Raw genomic sequence first — 21,420 nt, 5'->3', positions numbered from 1 at the left:
GGGCAAGTGGAGCCAGTACTTCCGGAGCCACGCACCCGACAGGAGTCACCCCGCATGAGCAGTCAGGCCACAGACGACAGTTTCCACGTCTTCGACACCACCCTGCGCGACGGAGCGCAGCGCGAGGGCATCAACCTCACGGTGTCGGACAAGCTGGCCATCGCCCGGCACCTCGACGACTTCGGCGTGGGATTCATCGAGGGCGGCTGGCCGGGCGCCAACCCCCGGGACACCGAGTTCTTCGCCCGGGCGCAGAAGGAGATCGACTTCCGCACCGCGCAGCTCGTCGCCTTCGGCGCCACCCGTCGCGCGGGCGGCAAGGCGTCCGAGGACCCGCAGGTCCGCGCCCTGCTGGAGTCCGGCGCCCCGGTGATCACCCTGGTCGCCAAGTCCCATGACCGGCACGTGGAGCTGGCCCTGCGTACCACGCTGGACGAGAACCTGGAGATGATCCGGGACACCGTCTCCCACCTGCGGGAACAGGGCCGCCGGGTGTTCCTCGACTGCGAGCACTTCTTCGACGGCTACCGGGCCAACCCCGAGTACGCCAAGGCCGTCGTCCGCACGGCGAGCGAGGCCGGGGCCGACGTCGTCGTCCTCTGCGACACCAACGGCGGCATGCTCCCCGCGCAGATCAACGCGGTGGTCTCCACCGTCCTCGCCGACACCGGGGCCCGCCTCGGCATCCACGCCCAGGACGACACCGGCTGCGCGGTCGCCAACACCCTGGCGGCCGTCGACGCGGGCGCCACCCACGTCCAGTGCACCGCCAACGGCTACGGCGAGCGGGTCGGCAACGCCAACCTCTTCCCGGTGGTCGCCGCCCTGGAGCTGAAGTACGGCCGCCGGGTGCTCCCCGAGGGACGGCTGCGCGAGATGACCCGGGTCTCGCACGCCATCGCCGAGGTCGTCAATCTGACGCCCTCCACCCATCAGCCGTACGTGGGGGTCTCCGCCTTCGCCCACAAGGCCGGACTGCACGCCTCCGCGATCAAGGTCGACCCCGACCTGTACCAGCACATCGATCCCGAGCTGGTCGGCAACCGCATCCGGATGCTCGTCTCCGACATGGCGGGCCGCGCCTCGATCGAGCTGAAGGGCAAGGAGCTCGGCGTCGACCTCGGCGGGGACCGCGAGCTGATCGGCCGGGTCGTCGACCGGGTCAAGGAACGCGAGCTGCGGGGCTACACCTACGAGGCGGCCGACGCCTCGTTCGAGCTGCTGCTGCGCGAGGAGGCGGAGGGCCGGGCCCGCCGCTACTTCCGCACCGAGTCCTGGCGCGCGATCACCGAGGACCGCCCCGACGGCAGCCACGCCAACGAGGCCACCGTGAAACTCTGGGCCAAGGGCGAGCGGATCGTCTCCACCGCCGAGGGCAACGGTCCGGTGAACGCCCTGGACCGGGCGCTGCGGCTGGCCCTGGAGCGGCTCCACCCCGAGCTGGCCTCCTTCGAACTGGTCGACTACAAGGTCCGCATCCTGGAGGGCCGCCACGGCACCCAGTCGACCACCCGGGTCCTGATCTCCACCAGCGACGGCTCCGCCGAGTGGTCGACGGTCGGCGTCGCCGACAACGTGATCGCCGCCTCCTGGCAGGCGCTGGAGGACGCCTACACCTACGGGCTGCTGCGCGCGGGCGTGGAGCCCACGGAGTAGCGCGCGACCGGCCGCCGGGGCCGCCGTCGACGGAGTCACCGGCCCCCGATGGGGGTAGCGTCGAGGACATGGACACCGTGCGGTTCCGAGGACTCCGGGCGCTGGGTTCCGCGCTCGCCCTGCTCACCGCCGTGGTGGCGGCCTCGGTCACCACCACGGCCGGGGCCGTGGCCGCCCCGCCACCCGTGGCGGCCCCCGCCGCGGTGACGGCGATCGACGAGGTCGCCGCCGCCCTGCGCGAGGGGCCCGTCTACGTGGACCCGGCGGCCTCCGGCCAGCTCTCCCGCGCCGACGCCGACGCCCTCGCCCGGAAGATCGAGGACGCGGGCAAGCCGGTGTTCGTCGCGGTGCTCCCGGCGGACCATCCCACCGGGAGCCTCTTCACCGATCTGCGCACCGCGACCGGGATCACCGGGCTGTACGCGGTCCGGCTCGGCGACCGGTTCGACGCCCACGCCGACACCGCCGTGATGTCCCGGACGGCGGTCGGCAACCTGGTCCGCAGCGTCGAGGGCGAGAGCGGGGCGGCCGCCCAGCTCGACGACTTCGTGGACCGGGCCCTGCCCTCGGTCCGGGGCGGGGCGCCCGCCTCCTGGAACACCGCCGCCGCCGACGACGGTGCGACGGCGGTCGCCGTCCTGGTCATGGTCGGCGCGGTCGTCGTCCTCCTCGGCGGCGGTCTGTACGCGGCCGCCCGCCGCAAGCGGCGCCGGCACGAGGAGGCCCGGCGGGCCGCGCTCGACCGGCTGCGGGTGGTGGTGGACGAGGACGTCACCGCCTTCGGCGAGGAACTCGAACGGCTCGACTTCCACCCCGCCGAACCGGGTGCCGACGACGCGCGGCGCGCCGACTACGAGGCCGCCCTCGACTCCTACGACCGGGCCAAGTCGCTGATGGCGGCGGCCCGTGGCCCCGAGGACGTGCGGCCGGTCACCGAGGCGCTGGCGGACGGGCGCTTCGCGCTGGCGTCGCTGGCCGCCCGCCGCGAGGGACGGCCGCTCCCCGAGCGCCGCGCCCCCTGCTTCTTCGACCCCCGGCACGGTCCGTCCACCGGGAACGTCCGGTGGGCGCCGCCGTCCGGCGCCGAGCGCGAGGTGCCGGTGTGCGCGGCGGACGCGGCCCGGCTGCGGGACGGCGAGGAACCCCTGGTCCGCGAGGTGGACACGGTGGGCGGGCGGCGCCCCTACTACGACGCGGGCCCCGCGTACGGGCCCTGGGCGGGCGGCTACTTCGGCGGTGCGCTGCTGCCCGGTCTGCTGGTCGGCACGGCCCTCGGCGGTCTGATGGCCAGCCCCTCGTACGCCGCGGACTACGGCTCGGGGTACGGGGACTTCGGCCCGGACGCCGGGTACCAGGGCGGGGACGTCTCCGGCGCGGAGTTCGACCCCGGTGACTTCGGCGGGTCCGGCGGGGACTCCGGCGGCTTCGGCGGCGGTGACTTCGGTGGCGGGGGAGGGGACTTCGGCGGGGGCGGCGGGTTCTGACCCGCCTGCCCCCTGCCCCCCCCAGATCCGTCCCCCCGCCCCCCCCAGATCCGTCCCCCTCGCCCCCCGGGATCAGTACCTCTCGCCCGCTGGGTCCGTCCGCCCGCTCCCTCCGCCGGTCCGTCCGGTCGCCTCCTCCGCTGGTCCGTCTCCCGTCCGCAGCGGGGGAGACGCGTCCCGTCCAGGGTGGTGAACGCGTTCCGTGTGCCCCGTGGTGAACGCGCGAGCGCCCGCCCTCTCGCTCGGGGGAAGCGGAAGGCGGGCGCGCTCGGAGGGGACCCTCGGGGTCCGGGTGCGGGTGGTGCGGGCTCGGGGCCGGAGACGGCGCTCCGACGGGCCGGGCGGCACCGGGTGGTGCGGGTGTGGTGCCAGGTGGCACCAGGTGGTGCCGGGTGTGCGGGTGGCACCGTGTGGTGTGGCGGTCCGGGCGGCTGGACCGCCGTGACGGTCCGGGCGGCCGGCTCAGGCGGCGTTCTTGATCGCGGAGATGTCGAAGTTCAGCTTGATCTTGTCGGAGACCAGGACGCCGCCCGTCTCCAGCGCCGCGTTCCAGGTCAGGCCCCACTCGGAGCGCAGCAGCTCGGCCCGGCCCTCGAACCCGACGCGCTCGTTGCCGAAGGGGTCGGTCGCGACGCCGTTGAACTCCAGGTCGATGCTGATCGGCCGGGTCGTGCCGAGGATCGAGAGGTCACCGGTGATCCGGAAGTCCTCGCCGCCGAGGTGCTCGGTCCGGGTGGAGCGGAACGTCATCGTGGGGAACTCCTCGATCCGGAAGAAGTCGGAGCCCCGGAGGTGGCCGTCGCGGTCGGCGTTGCCGGTGTCGATGCTGGCCATCTGGATGTCGAGGGCGGCGGCGGACCTGCTGGGCTCGGCGCCGTCCAGGTCCAGGGTGCCGCTGACGTCCTGGAACGCGCCCTTGACGTTGGTGACCATGGCGTGGCGGGCCACGAAGCCGATGGTGGTGTGGGCGGGGTCGAGGCTGTAGCTGCCGGTCAGCGGGGTGAAGTCGGTGGCGGCCGGGGTGGCGACGGCGGTGGTGGACTCGTTCTTGCGGCCGAAGATGCCCATGACGTTGCTCCTGTGCGTAGGGGGTGGCGACCCGGGACGGCCGCTTTGGTTGAACCTTGAACTTTCAACAGGGACGACTCTAGAGGTATTCCGTTCAACTTTCAACTGAGAGCGTGGGGTGTGCGGTGCGTCGCTTTCCGTGACGGTGGCGGTCGGGTCCGTGTGGACCTCCGGGCACCAGCGGGGGCGTGCCGGAGCCCTCCGGAGCCGTCCGGAGGGCTCCGGGGAGGGCTCCGGGGAGGGCCCCGTCCGGCCCCGCCGGGAAAAGGACTCGCTCCCGCGTCGCGAAACGGTCATGCTCCGCACTCATGAGCATCAAGACGACACCGGAATCCCTGGTCAGGGCTGCCGCGCGGGACAACGCCGAGTGGTGTGCCGCGATGAGCCGGACGCACGGAGTGGCGGGGGCGTTCGGGGAACGCGTCTGGACCGCCCCGGTCCGTACCCCGCCCTACTACCCCGACGCGGTCACCCTCGCGCCCGGCACCTCCCCCGACGAGGTGCTCGCCGGGATCGACTCCGGGCCGGGTGCCACCGTCAAGGACTCCTTCGCGGACCTCGATCTGACGGCGGCCGGGTTCCGGGTGCTGTTCGAGGCCCGGTGGATCCACCGCCCCGCGGGCCCGCCCGCCACCGCGCCGCGCCCCGGCTGGGAGGTGGTCGACGGCCCCCGGGCGCTCCACGAGTGGGCGCTGGCCCAGGGCGGGCCGGACGGCGCGGACCTCTTCCGTCCCGCCCTGCTCGACGACCCGGCGGTGCTCGTCCTCGCCGGACGGTCCCCCGGCGGCCGGGTGACGTCCGGGGCGGTGCTGAGCCACGGCGGCGAGGTGCTGGGCGTCTCCAACGTCTTCGCCGACGCCGACGCGGACACCGAGGACCGCGCCGAGGGCGACGCCGGTGCCGGTGCCGGTGCCGAGGGCGGCCCCGCCCCGGCCTGGCCGGGAGCGCTGGCCGCCGCGCACCGGCTGTTCCCGGGCCTTCCGGTGGTCGGCTACGAACACGGCGAGGACCTGGCCGCCGCCCTGCGGCACGGGTTCGCGCCGGTCGGCCCGCTGCGGATCTGGCTGCGCGGCTGACGTCCGGCACGCCCGTCACCGGAACGGCCGGTCCGGACCGGCCGCCCCGGCGACGGGCGGTCGGACGGCCGGACCCCGGCCGGGCGTCGGGCACCCTCCGGCCGGGGCACCGCCCCGACCACCCGCCCCGGGGCGACGACTTGGACTAAACGACGGCGGTACTTGGACTGCTCCCGCCGTGCCGGGTCCCGTCCGTTGACCACGTGTCACCGCCGCCGCTAACCAGTCCCCATGTCCCGAAGAATCCGTACGGCGTGTGCGCTGGCAGCAGCCTCATCCGCCGTCTTCGCCCTGGCGGGCCCCGTCGCCGCCGCGCCCACCGCGCCGGGCACGGCGGCCCCCGTCGCGGCCGACCCCGTCAGCGGTCCCACCCTCCGCTCCGCACGGCTCTCGGTCACCGTGGCCGAGGACTTCCCCCGGGTCCTCGCCTACACCGACCGGGCCACCGGAGCCCGTCTGCTCGGCTCCACCGCCCCCATCACCGAGGTCACCCTGAACGGCGAGCCACGGGCCGTACGGCTCGCGTCCGCCCCGGAGACCGGCCGGACCAAGGCCGCCTACACCCTCGCCTTCCCCGGGCTGCCCGGCGTCGAGATCGACACCGAACTGCGGGTCAGCGGCCGGACCGTCACCTTCCGGGTCACCGCCGTCCGCGACACCGAGGCGTTCCGGGTCGGCACCCTCGACATCCCCGGCCACGACCTGGTCTCGGTGGGCAGCGGGGACGGCGGCGCCGCGACCGCGTTCACCCGGCTCGACCCCGACTCCACCCGCACCGCCGACGTCTTCGCCCGGGTGACCGCCGACACCCCGGCCGACACCGCCCCGCGCGGCGCGGCCTACGCCCTGGTCAACACCGACCGGCTGGCCGCCGCCGTGGAGTCCAACTCGGCCTACGACAAGCCCTCCGGGGCCACCGACGGGGACGACGCCCGCCTCTGGCGCCAGGCCCGCGAGGCCGCCGACGGCTCCACCCGGGTCGGCGTCTGGTCCGGCCAGTGGACCTACCGGGGCGCGGGCTCGTCCACCCCCGCCCGGGGCGAGGACCTGCCCTGGGCCAAGGTCGTCGTCACCCCCGACGCCAACGGGGACCGGACGGTGGACTGGCAGGACGCCGCCGTCGCCTTCCGGACCATCGGGGTGAAGGCGCCCGGCGCCGAACTGACCCCCGACCGGGTCGTCACCCACATCCCGTTCAACTTCGCCAGCCAGGCCACCCACCCCTTCCTGCGCACCCTGGACGACGTCAAGCGGATCTCCCTCGCCACCGACGGCCTCGGCCAGCTCGCGCTGCTCAAGGGGTACGCGTCCGAGGGCCACGACTCCGCGCACCCCGACTACGGCGGGGACGTCAACAAGCGCGCGGGCGGTCTCAAGGACCTCAACGCGCTGCTGCGCGGCGGCGAGAAGTGGGGCGCCACCTTCGGCGCGCACGTCAACGCGACCGAGGCGTACCCCGAGGCGGAGAACTTCAGCGAGGAACTCGTCGACAAGGACCGGCCCGGCTGGAACTGGCTCAACCAGAGCTACTACATCGACCAGCGGCGGGACGTGAACAGCGGGGACCTGGCCCGCCGGTTCAAGCAGCTCCGCGACGAGACCCACCGCAACCTCTCGCTGCTGTACGTGGACGTCTACTACTCCCACGGCTGGATCGCCGAGCGGACCGCCCGCGCCATCCGCGACCAGGGCTGGAACCTCTCCACCGAGTGGGCCGACAAGTTCGAGCGGCAGTCCCTGTGGTCCCACTGGGCCAATGACCTCAACTACGGCGGGGTCACCAACAAGGGCCTCAACTCGAAGATCATCCGTTTCATCCGCAACAGCGAGAAAGACGTCTGGAACGACCACCCCGTCCTCGGCCAGACCATCCTGGAGGACTTCCAGGGCTGGACCGGCGAGAACGACTGGGACGACTTCTACGCCGCGATCTGGGAACGGGACCTGCCCGCCAAGTTCCTCCAGCAGCAGCGCATCCTGCGCTGGAACGACGACGACATCACCTTCACCGGCGGGGTCCGGGGCACCGTCGAGGACGGCATCCGCACCTACTACGACCGGGGCCGCAAGGTCCTCAGCGGCGACACCTATCTGCTGCCCTGGAAGGGTGCGGCACCCGGCCGCGCGGGCAAGGGCGGCAAGGGCGGGGCCGTCGACAAGCTCTACCACTTCAACAAGAAGGGCGGCACGACGACCTGGGAGGTGCCGGGCTCCTCGTACACCGTGTACGAGCTGACCGACAACGGCCGGGTCGAGACCGGTACGGTCCGCGCCCGGGACGGCCGGATCACCCTCACCGCCGAGGCCGGACGGCCGTACGCGCTCTTCGCGCGGGGCGGCGCCCCGAAGGCCGTCGACCCGGCCTGGGGCGAGGGCAGCGGGGTCCGGGACCCCGGCTTCAACGACGCCCGGCTCGACGACTGGCGCACCACCGGACGGGTCGTCCGCGACACCGACGACCACGGCCGCAACAGCGCCGCCCTCAGCGGCACCGGACGGGCCGCCGTCGCCCAGCGCCTGACCGGCCTCACCCCCGGAAAGCGGTACACCGCCTCCGCCTGGCTGGAGGTCGAGCCCGGCGAGGAACGCCGCACCACCCTGAGCGTCCAGGGCGCCTCGGTCTCCCTCGACCGCTCCGCCCTGCGCAACACCGTGGCCGCCAGCGACTGGCACGGCACCTCCATGCAGCGCGCCAAGGTGACCTTCACCGCGCCCCGCGACGGCCGCGCCACCCTGCGCGTCGAGGCGGCGGCCGGACCGGACGCCACGGTCCGGGTGGACGACGTCCGGGTGGTCCGCAACGACCCCGCGACCAAGGCGGGCACCGTGGTCTTCGAGGACTTCGAGGACGTCGACCAGGGCTGGGGCCCCTTCGTCAAGGGCGCCGCCGGCGGGGTCACCGACCCGCGCACCCACATCGCCCAGAAGAACGCGCCCTACACCCAGTCCGGCTGGAACGGAAAGCTGGTGGACGACGTCCTGGAGGGCGGGGAGTCGCTGAAGACCCACGAGGGGAACAAGGGCGGTCTCGTCTACCGCACCACCCCCGCCTCGGTGCCGCTGGAGGCGGGCCGCGCCTACCGGATCGACTTCGACTACCAGTCCAGCCACGCCGACTCCTTCGCCTGGGTCACCGGCTACGACCAGACCGCGGGCGGCTCCGCCAGGTCCGTCGAGACCCGGGTCACCCCGGTGCCCGAACGGCGTGCCACCACCCGCTTCAGCGAGCGGGTCACCGCGGGGTGCGGTGACACCTGGGTCGGCCTGAGGATGCGTCAGGACGCCGACGACAGCGCCGACTTCGTCCTGGACGGCTTCACCGTCACCGACCTTGGCCCGGCCGCCGAACGACCGGCCTGCGCCCAGCTCAAGGTCACGGGCGGCGCCACCCTGGAGCCCGGCGCGGCCAACGAGGTCACCGCCACCTTCACCAGCTTCGAACGGGCCGAGGCGCGCGACCTCCGGGTCGCCCTGGAGCTGCCGGAGGGCTGGCGCGCCGAACCCGCCGGACCCGTCACCCCGGAGCCGGTCGCCCCGGGCGGCGAGACCAAGGCCACCTGGCGGGTCACCCCGCCCGCCGACGCCCCCTACCGCCCGTACCGGCTCACCGCGAAGGCCGAGTACGCGGTGGACGGCGGGAACCGCGCGCTCACCGCCGAGACCACGGTGCGCACCCTGCCCCCGCCGCCCACCGCCGACGCCTGGGCCAGCGACCTGGACTGGACCGAGGCCGACAACGGCTGGGGCCCGGTGGAGCGCGACGGCTCCAACGGCGAGACGGGCACCGGTGACGGCTCCCCGCTGAAGATCGGCGGCGTCTCCTACGCCAAGGGCCTCGGCACCCACGCCCCCTCCAAGGTCCGCTACTTCCTCGGCGGCAGGTGCACCGCGTTCACCGCCGAGGTCGGGGTGGACGACGTGCAGACCAGCCGGGGCAGCGTCCGGTTCCGGGTCCTCGCGGACGGCACCGAGAAGGCCGCCTCCCCGGTGCTGAGGGCCAGCGACTCCGCCTGGTCACTGACCGCCGACGTCACCGGCGCCCGTTACGTCGAACTGCTCGTCGGCGACGGCGGCGACGGCATCGGCAACGACCACGCCGACTGGGGGAACGCCCGCTTCCGCTGCACGGGCTGACCCGTCCCGGTCCACGTCCGGTCCCCGGGCCGGGCGGCGCGCACCCCGCGTCGCCCGGCCCGGTGTGCCGCCCCCGGTACGGGTGACGCCCCGCCGGGTACGGGTGAAGACCCGTACCGCCCCCGCCCCGCCCGGGTACCAGGACCGGTATGACCCCCACCCGAGGGACCTCCGGCCAGCCGGGCCCCGCCCACCCGGCGTCCGTCCGGCAGCCCCCCACCCGTCGGGCCGTCCTGCTCGCCGGAGCCGCGAGCGCCGTCCCGTACGCCCCCCACCGCCCGGAGGAGCGCCCGCCCGCCTCCGCGCCCCCCTCCCCGGTAGCGCCCCCAGCGACCCCTCCCGTCCCCGCCCCGCCCGCCGACCGGTCCGGCGACCCCGCCGCCGACCCGTTCGCCGTGCTGCGGACCCGCTGGCTCGGCCTCGCCCTCGGCACCGGCTACGACCCGGCCGCCGAGCCCTACGCGAGCCGGCTGCGCGCCACCGCCGAGCGGGCCCGGAGCTGGGAGGAGTCCATGGCCCCGGACGCCACCGCGCTCTGGCCGGACCAGCCGTTCGCCCGGCCCGCCGCGATCACCCGCAGCCACACCCGGCTGTGGACGATGACCCGGGCGTACGTCCAGCCCGGCACCGGCCGCACCGGGGACCCCGCCCTGCTCGCCGCCGTGCTGCGCGGCCTCGACCACCTCTCCGACACCGTCTACCACCCGGGCACCGAGCCCCACGGCAACTGGTGGGAGTGGCGCGTGGGCACCCCCCGCCCGCTGCTGGACACCGCGCTCGCCCTGGACGGACATCTCACCGACGCCCGGCGCGCGGCGGTCTGCGCGGCCGTCGACCACTTCGTCCCCGACCGGGCGCTCGGCGAGTACACCGGCACCTCCACCGGGGCCAACCGGGTGGACCAGTGCCGGGTGGTCGCCCTGCGCGGCGTCCTCGGCCGGGACGGCGACCGCCTCGCCCTCGCCCGCGACGCGCTCTCCCCGGTCTTCCCGCACGTCACCGAGGGGGACGGGCTGTACGCCGACGGCTCCTTCCTCCAGCACGGCTCCGTCCCGTACACCGGCACCTACGGCCAGGTCATGCTGGACGGGCTGGCCCGGCTGCTGGTCCTCCTCGACGGCTCCCCGTGGGAGGTGACCGACCCGGCCCGGGGCACCGTCGCCGACAGCGTGGAGCGGACGTTCGCCCCGCTGCTCCTCGACGGGCTGATGATGGACGTGGTCAACGGCCGCGCCGTCAGCCGGGGACTGCCCGCCCCCGGTTCCGACGACGCCGTCCCGCGCGGCGACCACTACCACGGGCACGCCGTCATCGCCTCGATCGCCCTGCTCGCCGGGGCTCCCGGAACGGGGGAGGGGTACGGGGTGACCCCGGCCCGGCGGGACCGCTGGCACGCCCGGATCACCGGCTGGACGGCCCGGGACACCGTCCTGCCGGTGCTCGCCTCGCCCCAGTTCGGCACCGCCGACCTCGCCCGGCTGCGCGCGGTGGCCGCCCGTGGGCTGCCCGCCGCCCCGGAACCCGTCGGGCACACCCTGTTCGCGGCGATGGACCGCGCGGTGCACCGCCGCCCCGGCTTCACCGCCGCCCTCGCCACCGCCTCCCACCGGACCTCGTACTACGAGTGCGGGGCCGGGGAGAACCCGCGCGGCTGGCACACCGCCGCCGGGCTGCTCCAGTGGTGGCCCGCCGGACGCCCGGCCGACCAGTACACCGACTGGTACTGGCCCACCGTGGACTGGTACCGGCTGCCCGGCACCACCGTCTCCACCCTGCGGCTGCCGGACCGGGCGGGCGGCGAGTGGGGCGCCCCCCGGCCCCCGGGCCGCTGGGTCGGCGGCGTCACGGACGGCGTCCTCGCGGCCTTCGGCCAGGACCTGTACGGGCTGGGCTCCACCCTGCGGGCCAGGAAGTCGTGGTTCTTCCTGGACGACGCGGTGGTCTGTCTGGGGGCCGCGATCACCGCCCGGGACGGCGTCCCCGTGGAGACGGTGGTGGACAACCGGTCGCTGGGCGCCGGGGGCACCGCACGGCTGCTCACCGGCCCGGACGGACCCGGCGCCCGCTGGGCGCACCTCGAAGGGCACGGCGGCTGGGTGCTCTCCGGCGGCCCGGAGCTGCGCACCCTGCGGGAGGACCGCACCGGGGCCTGGGCGGACATCAACGAGGGCGGGTCCCCCGAGCGCCGCACCCGCCGCTGGCAGACCCTCTGGCTGGACCACGGCACCGACCCCACGGCGGGGGAGTACGCGTACACGGTGCTGCCGGGGGCGCGGGCCGCCACCGTGGCCGCCCGGGCCGCCGACCCCCACTGGCTGTCGGTCCCCGTCAACGACGGCGACCGGCAGGCCGTCGTGGTCCGGTCGCTGGGCGTGCTGGCCGCGAACTTCTGGCGGGCGGGCGCGGTGGGGCCGCTCGCGGTCTCGGCGCCCGCCGGCGTCCTGGTCCGCGCCCGGGGCGGCACCGTCACGCTGTGCGTGGCCGAGCCGCCGCGTACCGGGCGGCCCCTGGAGGTGGTGTGGGACCGTCCGGTGCGGCGGGTCACGGCCTGCGGCCCGGGGGTGGAGGTGCTCGCCGCCGGACGCGCCCTCAGGCTGCGCGTCACTCCCGGCACCGCGTGCGCCACCCGTCACTGCACGGTGACCATCCACTGACCGTCTTGTAGAGACCCCACAACACCATGGGTCCTCGAACAGGAGGGTCGGAACGGTCATCCGGCGGATCTGTTCGGGGGTACCAGGAAAACGGTCCCGAGACTGTGAGGAGTCAACGGGCGGATTTCCTTGGTCGGCTTCGTATGGTCGCTACATGACCGTTTTGGACGAGACTGGTTCCGCTGGCTCATCGGACGCCTCCGGACTCACGGGGGACGAGCCGACCGACGCGCGCGGTCGGGTGGCCGAACTGAGGGCCATCCGCGAGCTGGCGCTGCGCGGCCCGAGCGAGAAGGCCACCGAGGCCCAGCACGCCAAGGGCAAGCTGACGTCCCGCGAGCGCATCGAGCTGCTGCTGGACGCGGGCTCGTTCCAGGAGGTCGAGCAGCTCCGCAGGCACCGCGCCACCGGCTTCGGGCTGGAGGCCAAGAAGCCCTACACCGACGGCGTCGTCACCGGCTGGGGCACCGTCGAGGGCCGCACCGTCTTCGTCTACGCGCATGACTTCCGGATCTTCGGCGGGGCGCTGGGCGAGGCCCACGCCACCAAGATCCACAAGATCATGGACATGGCGATCGCGGCGGGCGCGCCGCTGGTGTCGCTGAACGACGGGGCGGGCGCCCGGATCCAGGAGGGCGTCTCGGCGCTCGCCGGGTACGGCGGGATCTTCCAGCGCAACACCAAGGCGTCCGGGGTGATCCCGCAGATCAGCGTGATGCTGGGCCCGTGCGCGGGCGGCGCGGCCTACAGCCCCGCCCTCACCGACTTCGTCTTCATGGTCCGCGAGACCTCGCAGATGTTCATCACCGGCCCGGACGTCGTCAAGGCCGTCACCGGTGAGGAGATCACCCAGAACGGGCTCGGCGGCGCCGACGTCCACGCGGAGACCTCCGGCGTCGCGCACTTTGCGTACGACGACGAGGAGACCTGCATCGCCGAGGTCCGCTACCTGCTGTCGCTGCTGCCGCAGAACAACCGCGAGAACCCGCCGCGCACCGTCGCCGAGGACCCGGCCGAGCGCCGCTCCGAGGTGCTGCTCGACCTGGTGCCCGCCGACGGCAACCGCCCCTACGACATGGCCAAGGTCATCGAGGAGCTGGTCGACGACGGCGACTACCTGGAGGTCCACGAGCGCTGGGCGCGCAACATCATCTGCGCCCTGGCCCGGCTGGACGGCCAGGTCGTCGGCATCGTCGCCAACCAGCCGCAGACCCTCGCCGGGGTGCTGGACATCGAGGCGTCGGAAAAAGCTGCGCGTTTCGTCCAGATGTGTGACGCTTTCAATATCCCGATCGTGACCCTGCTGGATGTTCCGGGCTTCCTCCCCGGGGTGGACCAGGAACACGGCGGGATCATCCGGCACGGCGCCAAGCTGCTGTACGCCTACTGCAACGCCACCGTGCCGAGGATCTCGCTGATCCTGCGCAAGGCGTACGGAGGTGCGTACATCGTCATGGACTCCCAGTCCATCGGCGCGGACCTCACCTTCGCCTGGCCCACGAACGAGATCGCGGTCATGGGCGCGGAAGGGGCCGCCAACGTCATCTTCCGCCGCCAGATCGCCGGTGCCGCCGACCCGGACGCCATGCGCACCCGGATGGTCAAGGAGTACAAGTCCGAGCTGATGCACCCGTACTACGCGGCCGAGCGCGGCCTCGTGGACGACGTCATCGACCCCACCGAGACCCGTGAGGTCCTGATCCGCTCGCTCGCGATGCTGCGGTCGAAGCACGCGGACCTGCCGTCCCGCAAGCACGGCAACCCGCCGCAGTAGCCGTCCGTCCCCTGCCCGCCACCCTCACTCCCAGGGAAGTGCACCCATGACGACCTCCGTCACCGCGACCGACCACGGTCTGCTGCGCGTAGAGAAGGGCGATGCCGGACCCGAGGAGGTCGCGGCCCTCACCGCGATCCTGCTGGCCCGGGCCGCCGCCCCGGCCGCCGAGGCCGCGCCCGCGCCGCCCGCCCGTCCGGGCTGGCGCCGTCTGGAGCGCCAGTACGGCTTCCAGGCGCCGCACAGCTGGCGGGTCTGAGCCGCCGGGCCAACAGGCCACGGCAGGCGGGGTCCGACCCGCCCGCCCCTCGCACGCCGTCCGTCGGCCCGCACCGGATCCCGGTGCGGGCCGACGGCGTTCCCGGACCGGGAGCCCCCTCGGGGGCGGGACCCCGCCGGGCGGATCAGACGCCGGTGCGGCCGTCCACCCGTTCGCGCAGCAGGTCCGCGTGCCCGTTGTGCCGGGCGTACTCCTCGATCAGGTGCAGCAGGATCCAGCGCAGCGACACCCGGTCGGTGCCGAGCGCCTCGGCGTTCTCCGGGGAGAGCCGTCCCAGGTCCTCCAGCCGGGCGCCGACGGTCACCGCGCGCCCCCGCCCGATCTCGGCCCGCCAGTCCGCGAGGGCCCGTTCCAGTCCCCGTTCCGGGACCAGGCCGAAGCCGTCGTCCCCGGAGTCCGGGTACACCCGGCCCTCCTCCCGGCCCGCGAACACCCGCTGGAACCAGTTGCGTTCGACCTCCGCCAGGTGCTGCACCAGACCGAGCAGCGTCATGCTGGACGGCTCGGCCGAGGCGGTCCGCGCCTGGATGTCGTCCAGGCCCCGGCACTTGAGCGCCAGCGTCTCCCGCTGCAGGTCCAACCAGCTCTCCAGCATGGTGCGTTCGTCCCCGCTCGGGGGCGGCACCCGGCGTCCGTCGGGAAGGGTAGTCATGCCCCCACCCTCGCACGCGGACGCCCCCGGCACGGCGGGGGCACACGGAAAGAGCCGCGCCGGTACGGGTACCGGCGCGGCTCGTCCGAGGTGAACACGGCCGTGGATCAGCGCAGTCGGGCCATGAGGGCGTGTTCGACGAGGGTGATGAGGGCGCTTTTGGCGTCGGCGCGGTGGCGTGCGTCGGTGGTGATGATGGGGGTGTCGGGGCCGATCTGGAGTGCTTCGCGGACTTCGTCGGGGGTGTAGGGCTGTGCTCCGTCGAAGCCGTTGAGGGCGATGACGAAGGGGAGGCCGCTGTTTTCGAAGTAGTCGACGGCGGGGAAGCAGTCGGCGAGGCGTCGGGTGTCGACGAGGACGACGGCGCCGATGGCGCCGCGGACGAGGTCGTCCCACATGAACCAGAAGCGGTCCTGTCCGGGGGTGCCGAAGAGGTAGAGGATGAGGTCCTGGTCGAGTGTGATGCGGCCGAAGTCCATGGCCACCGTGGTGGTGGTCTTGTCGCCGGTGTGTGTGAGGTCGTCGATTCCCGCGCTGGCGGAGGTCATGACGGCTTCGGTACGCAGCGGGTTGATCTCCGAGACCGCGCCGACGAACGTGGTCTTGCCCACGCCGAAGCCGCCCGCCACCACGATCTTCGCGCTGGTGGTCGACCGGGCGGATCCGCCGCTAGAGCTTGCGAAGTCCACTGAGCACCCTTTCGAGCAATGTCACGTCTGGCTGGCCCCCGGCGTTCTCGTCGCCGCCGGGCTGATGAATGGCGACCAGTCCCGCCTCCGCCAAGTCGGCGACGAGGATCCTGGCCACGCCGAGAGGGATCGTCAGCAGCGCCGAGACCTCGGCGATCGACTTGACCTCACGGCAGAGATTGCAGATCCGCTGGTGCTCCGGCAACTGCCCTTGGAGCTGGTGCGGTTGTGCGGTGGTGCTCACCAACGCCTCGATGGCGAGCTGGTACCGCGGCCTGGTCCGGCCGCCGGTCATGGCGTACGGACGCACGAGGGGGTTGCTCGCGGAGCCCGAGGGCGCCGGGTGGGGCGACCTGCGGGGGTACACGGGGGAAACGCGTGGTGCGTGCGGCTGCCGCGGCGCGTAGGGCGAGGGACCCTGGGGCTGCTGCGGCTGCGGGGAGAAGGACCGCTGCTGCGGCCGGTTGCTCGGGGCGGAGGGGAAGTCGTACCGGTTCCGCGAGCCGTCGCCCGGCTCCTGGCCGTAGGGCCAGCCCGGGGAACCGTCTGGGGATGTCGCCACTTCTTCCTCCTCCTGCTGTGCCGGGCACCCGACCGTGTGGAGCCGTCCCGAAACCTTACGGCCCCGGGACGGACGTCCGCACCGCCTGGCTGTCGGTGAGGGGCATGCCGTCCGGGAAGTATCCCTCTTCTCGGAACGTCCCGTGGACGCCGCTCAGTTGAGCAGGCTGCCCTGGAGTTCGGCGCGCAGGTCCGGGGTGAGCACCGAGCCCGCGCGGTCCACGAGCAGGGCCATCTCGTACCCGACCAGACCGATATCGGCCTCGGGGTGCGCCAGCACGGCCAGGGAGGAGCCGTCCGAGATCGACATGATGAAGAGGAAGCCGCGTTCCATCTCCACCACGGTCTGGTTCACGCTGCCGCCCTCGAAGATGCGGGAGGCTCCGGCGGTCAGCGAGGTCAGTCCGGACGCGACCGCGGCGAGCTGGTCGGCCCGGTCCCGCGGAAACCCTTCGGACATCGCCAGAAGGAGTCCGTCGGCGGAGACCACCACGGTGTGGGACACCCCGGGGGTGTTGTCCACGAAGTTGGTGATCAACCAGTTCAGGTTCTGTGCCGCCTGGCTCATCGGGCTCACACTAACGCTCCTGGTGGTAGCTGCTCCCAGAACCACTGTGGTCGTCCCCAGTGGTCTGGCCGTTCATCTCACTTCCCGCCTGGCGCCCCTGCTGGACGCCCCGGCGCAGGTTGCTGAGCCTGCCCCGGACGTCCTCGGGAGCGCGGGAGACCTGTGGTCCGCCCTGCGGTGTCTGTTGCGCGGCGCCCTCGACCAGATTGGCCTTGGGCACCCGGCGCGGCAGTCCGGAGGAGGTGACTCCGTCGGCCTGGGGCCTGCGGAGCTGTTCGGCGCGCTGCCACCGGTCGTCGTTGGCCGAACGCCAGTCACCGCCGTTCCCGCTCCCGTCGTCCCCCGTCCGCTCGTCACGCGGACCGCCGTGGCCGGTTTCCGACCGCCACCCCGGACCTCCGTCCAGGAGACCGCCGCCGCTCGTCTGAGAGTCACGGCGGGGCAGCCCGGGGCCGGTCAGCGGATGGCCGTCGGGCCCGGTCGGTTCCGGATGGTGGAAGCCTACGCGTTCCCCGGTGTCCGCGTCAGCGGGCCGGAAGGATTCCGGATGCCCCGCTCCGGCCTGCGGAAGGTCCGTCGGGTACGCGTCCGGGGTCCGCCAGTCGGGCTGGTGGGACAGGTCCTCATAAGCACCGAATGGTTCGCGGCCGAATCCGTCCGGATCCTGTCGGTCGGCTTCCGGATGTGACTGTTCCGGGTAGCCCTCGGGGGCCTGAGGAGAGGGGACGCCGTAGGGATCGCCCACGGGGATCCGCTGTCCGTAGCCCTCCGGGACGGGTGTCGGATATCCGTTCGCCCCGGGTGCCCGGTACCCGGACCCGTCCTCCTGGTGGGGGAGGAGCGGCTGGTGGCCCGGGGACCCCGGCACGTCCCCACCGGTTCCCGGAACGTTTCCGCTGGGGGAGCCGGCGAACGGGTCGTGCGGGAGGTCCGTCGTTCCCGGACGGGTTCCGGGGCCCTGGAGGGGGCTTCCGTGCTCCGTGCCGGACGCGGTGCGGTCCACCGGGTCCAGGTCCCGGGCGTCATCGGGGACCCGGGGGTAGCGGCTGTCGTCGAAGCCCAGCTCCGCGGCGGTCCTGGGTCCCGTTCCCGGGCCCCCGGCCGACGGGCCCCCGGGGGAGAACCCGCCCGGACCGCCGCCGGTGAAGCCGGTGGAGGGGGCGGAGGGGACGGACCCGACGGGCCCCGCGGGTCCGGTGGTCCCGACGGGCCCGGTGGTCCCGGGGGACCCGTCCCCCGCGAAACCGCCCGCCGTGCCCGGACCGCCGTCCATCGGGGCGCCCTCGTCCGGCCGTCCGGCGTCACCGTGGGTGAGCGCGTCCGGGAGCATGACCAGCGAGGTCGTCCCGGCCTGTTCGCCGGAGGGCCGCAGCTGGACCCGGATGCCGTGCCGGTCGGCCAGCCTGCCGACCACGAAGAGGCCCATGCGCTCGGAGACCGCGGCGTCCACGCTCGGCGGGCTGGCGAGGCGGTGGTTGATGTCCGCGAAGTCCTCGGGGGTCAGCCCGATGCCCTTGTCATGGATCTCGATCATGATCCGGCCGTCGGGCAGCCGGGTCGCGGTGACCCTGACCTTGGTCTGGGGGGAGGAGAACGCGGTGGCGTTCTCCAGCAGTTCGGAGAGCAGGTGCACCAGGTCGGTGACGGCCCGGCCGGTGATCTCGGCCTCGGCCACCCCGGACAGCTCGATGCGCTCGTACTGCTCCACCTCGGAGGAGGACGCGCGGAGCACGTCGACCAGCGGGATCGGCTGGTCCCAGCGGCTGCCGGGCTCCTCGCCCGCGAGGATGAGCAGGTTCTCGCCGTTGCGCCGCATCCGGGTGGCCAGATGGTCCAGCCGGAACAGGCTCGCCAGCTGGTCCGGGTCGGCCTCGTTGTTCTCCAGCTCGGTGATCAGGGTCAACTGCCCCTCGATCAGCGACTGGTTGCGGCGCGAGAGATTGGTGAAGATCGCGTTGATGTTGCCCCGCAGCAGGGCCTGCTCGGCGGCCAGCCGCACCGCCTCGCGGTGCACCTGGTCGAAGGCGCGGGCCACTTCGCCGATCTCGTCGGTGCTGTGCACCGGGAGCGGCTCCACCCGGGTGTCCACCCGCCCGGGCTCGGCGCGCGAGAGCTGGTCGACCAGCATCGGCAGCCGCTGCTCGGCGATCCCGAAGGCGGCGCCGCGCAGCAGGCTCATCGACCGGCTCATCTGCCGGGCCATCAGCCCGGCCAGCAGGAAGGCGGTGAGCAGGGCGATCACCACGGCCGCGCCGGTGAGGAAGGTGTCGCGCTGGGCGTCGTCCGCGATCTGGGCGGCCTCGTTCACCGCCTTGTCCGCGAGGTCGGCCTCGATGGAGCGGTAGCCCTCGAACTTGAGGGTGGTCACGCCCCACCAGTTGTCGGCGGTGACGCCGTCCCCGGCGAGCCGGGCGCGGGCCGCCCGCCCGGTGTCCGGCAGCGCGGCCATCCGGGCGATCATCTCGGTGGTGGAGGGCGGCGGGGCGTAGGCCTTGCCCCGGGCGTCGGCGGCGTCGGCGGCCTTCTCGGCCATCTTCTCGGCGTCGGCCTCGGCCTTGAGGGTGACCCGCTTCAGGATCTCCATGTCCTCGGGGGTGCCGCCGCCCGCGTACTCGTCCATGGCGATGCGTTCGAGATACGCGTAGCTGCCGATGGCGAGCTTCTGCTCCTCCAGGTGCGCGGCCCGGGGACCGGGCGCGACCAGCAGATGGGTGCCGACCGAACGCTGGAGCGAGACGGACGCCTTGCCCAGCGAGATGGCGTAGACGGTCCGCCCGAAGGTGGTGATGTTGCTGGTGCCCAGCCCGAGTTCGTTGGCGAACTCCATCAGCGGGTGCTGGATCTCGATGTACGCCTCTTCGGTGCGGATCCCGGGCAGCCGGCCCGTGTACGCGGAGGAGCGCAGTTCGGCGAGGTCGCCCTCGACCGCGCGGAAGGTCTCCAGACGGCGCTGGAGGCCGGGGGTGTCCGGCATGTCCTCGGCGGCCCGGTCGAACTCGGCGGCGGCGGCGTCGCTCGCCTTGCGGGCCCGGTCGATGACGGGGTCGTCGACCTTGCCCCGGAGCAGCGGGGCGGCCGTGAGGTCGCGTTCGTCCAGCAGCCGGTTGGCGTAGGTGAGGGAGGCCCGGACCAGCCGGGCGGTGGCCTCGGCGTCCTCGGCCTCGTGCCAGGTGTCCACGGACCCCTTGACCTGGAAGCCGCCCATGACCAGGCCGACCAGGACGGGGATCAGCAGGATGGCGTTGAGCCGGGTGGGCACCCGCCAGTTGCGCGGGGAGAAGCGGCCTCCGGAGGGAGCGGGCGGTTCCGCGCCGGGTCCGTCCGAGGGGGCCGTCGCCGCGCGGGACGGCGGGGTGAAGTTGCCCCGCGCCGACGGCTCGGGACCACTGTTCTTGCCTCGCCTCACTCGACCAACAACCTCTCGGCGCGGCACCGTTCGGTCTGCCGCATCGTCTCCGTGCCGCCCCTGTCTACTGGGCAGTTCAGCGCATTCCAGCACGTGGGGCTGTGCGAATCCAAACAGTCGGAAGCGTTGGTTCCGGAGCGAGGTGACCGCAGATAAAACGGTCATAAAGAGCGAGCCCCGCCAAAAGGCGGGGCTCTGGTGGCGCAGTGGCACCACATGACTGCTGCACGTGGTGATGTCGCCGCAATTCTCTTTCGAAATGTTATGAACACGCTCACTCAGCGTGTCCCACTCCACAGCGGCCTTCCGTTTGCCTACGGCAACTTCCGTAGGCCGGGCACCCTTTGGATCACTACCGCAGTCGGGCCATGAGGGCGTGTTCGACGAGGGTGATGAGGGCGCTTTTGGCGTCGGCGCGGTGGCGTGCGTCGGTGGTGATGATGGGGGTGTCGGGGCCGATCTGGAGTGCTTCGCGGACTTCGTCGGGGGTGTAGGGCTGTGCTCCGTCGAAGCCGTTGAGGGCGATGACGAAGGGGAGGCCGCTGTTTTCGAAGTAGTCGACGGCGGGGAAGCAGTCGGCGAGGCGTCGGGTGTCGACGAGGACGACGGCGCCGATGGCGCCGCGGACGAGGTCGTCCCACATGAACCAGAAGCGGTCCTGTCCGGGGGTGCCGAAGAGGTAGAGGATGAGGTCCTGGTCGAGTGTGATGCGGCCGAAGTCCATGGCCACCGTGGTGGTGGTCTTGTCGCCGGTGTGTGTGAGGTCGTCGATTCCCGCGCTGGCGGAGGTCATGACGGCTTCGGTACGCAGCGGGTTGATCTCCGAGACCGCGCCGACGAACGTGGTCTTGCCCACGCCGAAGCCGCCCGCCACCACGATCTTCGCGCTGGTGGTCGAGCGCGCGCCTGAGTCAGAGCTTGCGAAGTCCACTGAGCACCCTTTCGAGCAGTGTCACGTCCGGCTGGCCACCGGCGTTCTCGTCACCACCGGGCTGGTGGATCGCGACCAGTCCGGCCTCCGCCAGGTCGGCGACGAGGATCCGGGCCACGCCGAGCGGCATGGACAGCAGCGCCGAGACCTCGGCGACCGACTTGACCTCGCGGCACAGGTGGCAGATCCGCTGGTGCTCGGGGAGCAGCCCCATCAGCGCGGCGGGGTCGGCGGTGGTGCTCACCAACGCCTCGATGGCGAGCTGGTACCGCGGCCTGGTCCGGCCGCCGGTCATGGCGTACGGACGCACCAGCGGCTGGTCGCCCTCCTGCCCGTACGGGGCGTGGTGTGAGGCTCCGTACGGATCGTGAGAGGCGGATGGCGGGGTCATGAATCCTCCGGGGACAGCAGGGAGTCTGCGTGCCGTCTGACAGAGCCGGTGGGGGGACCGATGAGCGGCCTGACGGTGGCGAGGTCGGTTCGGTTC

15 protein-coding genes are annotated in these 21,420 nt (G+C 73.3%); 7 read left to right on the top strand and 8 right to left on the bottom strand.

Annotated features, from left to right (window positions below; all coding sequences use genetic code 11):
- The first annotated feature begins 54 nt into the window (after positions 1–54).
- Positions 55–1,656 carry a citramalate synthase gene (gene cimA / locus ACVWNX_RS08470; protein WP_454413266.1) on the top strand — a complete coding sequence of 534 codons (1,602 nt, stop codon included), beginning with the start codon at positions 55–57 and terminating at the stop codon, positions 1,654–1,656.
- Positions 1,657–1,724: 68 nt separating this feature from the next.
- Positions 1,725–3,140, top strand: coding sequence for a hypothetical protein (locus ACVWNX_RS08465; protein WP_454413265.1), 1,416 nt, complete (start codon positions 1,725–1,727; stop codon positions 3,138–3,140).
- A 462-nt stretch (positions 3,141–3,602) separates the two neighbouring features.
- Here the strand turns inward: ACVWNX_RS08465 and ACVWNX_RS08460 are convergent, their stop codons facing one another.
- Positions 3,603–4,208 carry a YceI family protein gene (locus tag ACVWNX_RS08460; protein ID WP_454413264.1) on the bottom strand — a complete coding sequence of 202 codons (606 nt, stop codon included), beginning with the start codon at positions 4,206–4,208 and terminating at the stop codon, positions 3,603–3,605.
- Positions 4,209–4,522: 314 nt separating this feature from the next.
- Here ACVWNX_RS08460 and ACVWNX_RS08455 point away from each other — a divergent pair, with 314 nt between their 5' ends.
- The 5 genes from ACVWNX_RS08455 to ACVWNX_RS08435 all read left to right on the top strand — a co-directional run bounded on the left by ACVWNX_RS08455 (position 4,523) and on the right by ACVWNX_RS08435 (position 14,105).
- Positions 4,523–5,284 (top strand): hypothetical protein, encoded by a 762-nt coding sequence (locus ACVWNX_RS08455; RefSeq protein ID WP_454414677.1) that lies wholly within the window; start codon positions 4,523–4,525, stop codon positions 5,282–5,284.
- 231 nt (positions 5,285–5,515) lie between these two features.
- A complete protein-coding gene (locus ACVWNX_RS08450) occupies positions 5,516–9,418 on the top strand; it encodes an endo-alpha-N-acetylgalactosaminidase family protein (RefSeq protein WP_454413263.1) in 3,903 nt (1,300 codons plus the stop codon).
- 149 nt (positions 9,419–9,567) lie between these two features.
- Positions 9,568–12,072 carry a polysaccharide lyase 8 family protein gene (locus ACVWNX_RS08445; RefSeq protein WP_454413262.1) on the top strand — a complete coding sequence of 835 codons (2,505 nt, stop codon included), beginning with the start codon at positions 9,568–9,570 and terminating at the stop codon, positions 12,070–12,072.
- 154 nt (positions 12,073–12,226) lie between these two features.
- Complete coding sequence (locus tag ACVWNX_RS08440; protein ID WP_454413261.1) at positions 12,227–13,846, top strand: acyl-CoA carboxylase subunit beta; 1,620 nt, start codon at positions 12,227–12,229, stop codon at positions 13,844–13,846.
- Positions 13,847–13,892: 46 nt separating this feature from the next.
- Positions 13,893–14,105 (top strand): acyl-CoA carboxylase epsilon subunit, encoded by a 213-nt coding sequence (locus ACVWNX_RS08435; RefSeq protein WP_454413260.1) that lies wholly within the window; start codon positions 13,893–13,895, stop codon positions 14,103–14,105.
- Between the two features lie 145 nt (positions 14,106–14,250).
- Here ACVWNX_RS08435 and ACVWNX_RS08430 read toward each other — a convergent pair whose 3' ends face one another.
- The 7 genes from ACVWNX_RS08430 to ACVWNX_RS08400 form a co-directional block, all read right to left on the bottom strand.
- Complete coding sequence (locus ACVWNX_RS08430; protein ID WP_454413259.1) at positions 14,251–14,778, bottom strand: DinB family protein; 528 nt, start codon at positions 14,776–14,778, stop codon at positions 14,251–14,253.
- A gap of 107 nt (positions 14,779–14,885) precedes the next feature.
- Positions 14,886–15,467: a GTP-binding protein gene (locus ACVWNX_RS08425; RefSeq protein WP_454413258.1), complete on the bottom strand. Its 582-nt coding sequence runs from the start codon at positions 15,465–15,467 to the stop codon at positions 14,886–14,888.
- A complete protein-coding gene (locus tag ACVWNX_RS08420) occupies positions 15,448–16,029 on the bottom strand; it encodes a DUF742 domain-containing protein (protein WP_454413257.1) in 582 nt (193 codons plus the stop codon). The genes ACVWNX_RS08425 and ACVWNX_RS08420 overlap by 20 nt, the downstream gene beginning before the upstream one ends.
- Positions 16,030–16,182: 153 nt before the next feature.
- Entirely contained in the window at positions 16,183–16,596 is a 414-nt protein-coding gene (locus ACVWNX_RS08415; protein ID WP_381842007.1) for a roadblock/LC7 domain-containing protein, read from the bottom strand.
- Positions 16,597–16,606: 10 nt separating this feature from the next.
- Positions 16,607–20,002: a sensor histidine kinase gene (locus ACVWNX_RS08410; RefSeq protein WP_454413256.1), complete on the bottom strand. Its 3,396-nt coding sequence runs from the start codon at positions 20,000–20,002 to the stop codon at positions 16,607–16,609.
- A 352-nt stretch (positions 20,003–20,354) separates the two neighbouring features.
- Positions 20,355–20,933 (bottom strand): GTP-binding protein, encoded by a 579-nt coding sequence (locus ACVWNX_RS08405; RefSeq protein ID WP_454413255.1) that lies wholly within the window; start codon positions 20,931–20,933, stop codon positions 20,355–20,357.
- The gene (locus ACVWNX_RS08400; RefSeq protein WP_454413254.1) at positions 20,914–21,324 is read right to left on the bottom strand and encodes a DUF742 domain-containing protein; all 411 of its coding nucleotides are present in this window, start codon (positions 21,322–21,324) and stop codon (positions 20,914–20,916) included. Before ACVWNX_RS08400 ends, ACVWNX_RS08405 begins: the two co-directional genes overlap by 20 nt.
- Between the last annotated feature and the right edge of the window lie 96 nt (positions 21,325–21,420).

The sequence above is a fragment of the Streptomyces sp. JNUCC 64 genome, assembly GCF_054484115.1.
The sequence above is the reverse complement of the archived record's forward strand: the minus strand, read 5'-3'. Positions and strand labels throughout refer to the sequence as shown.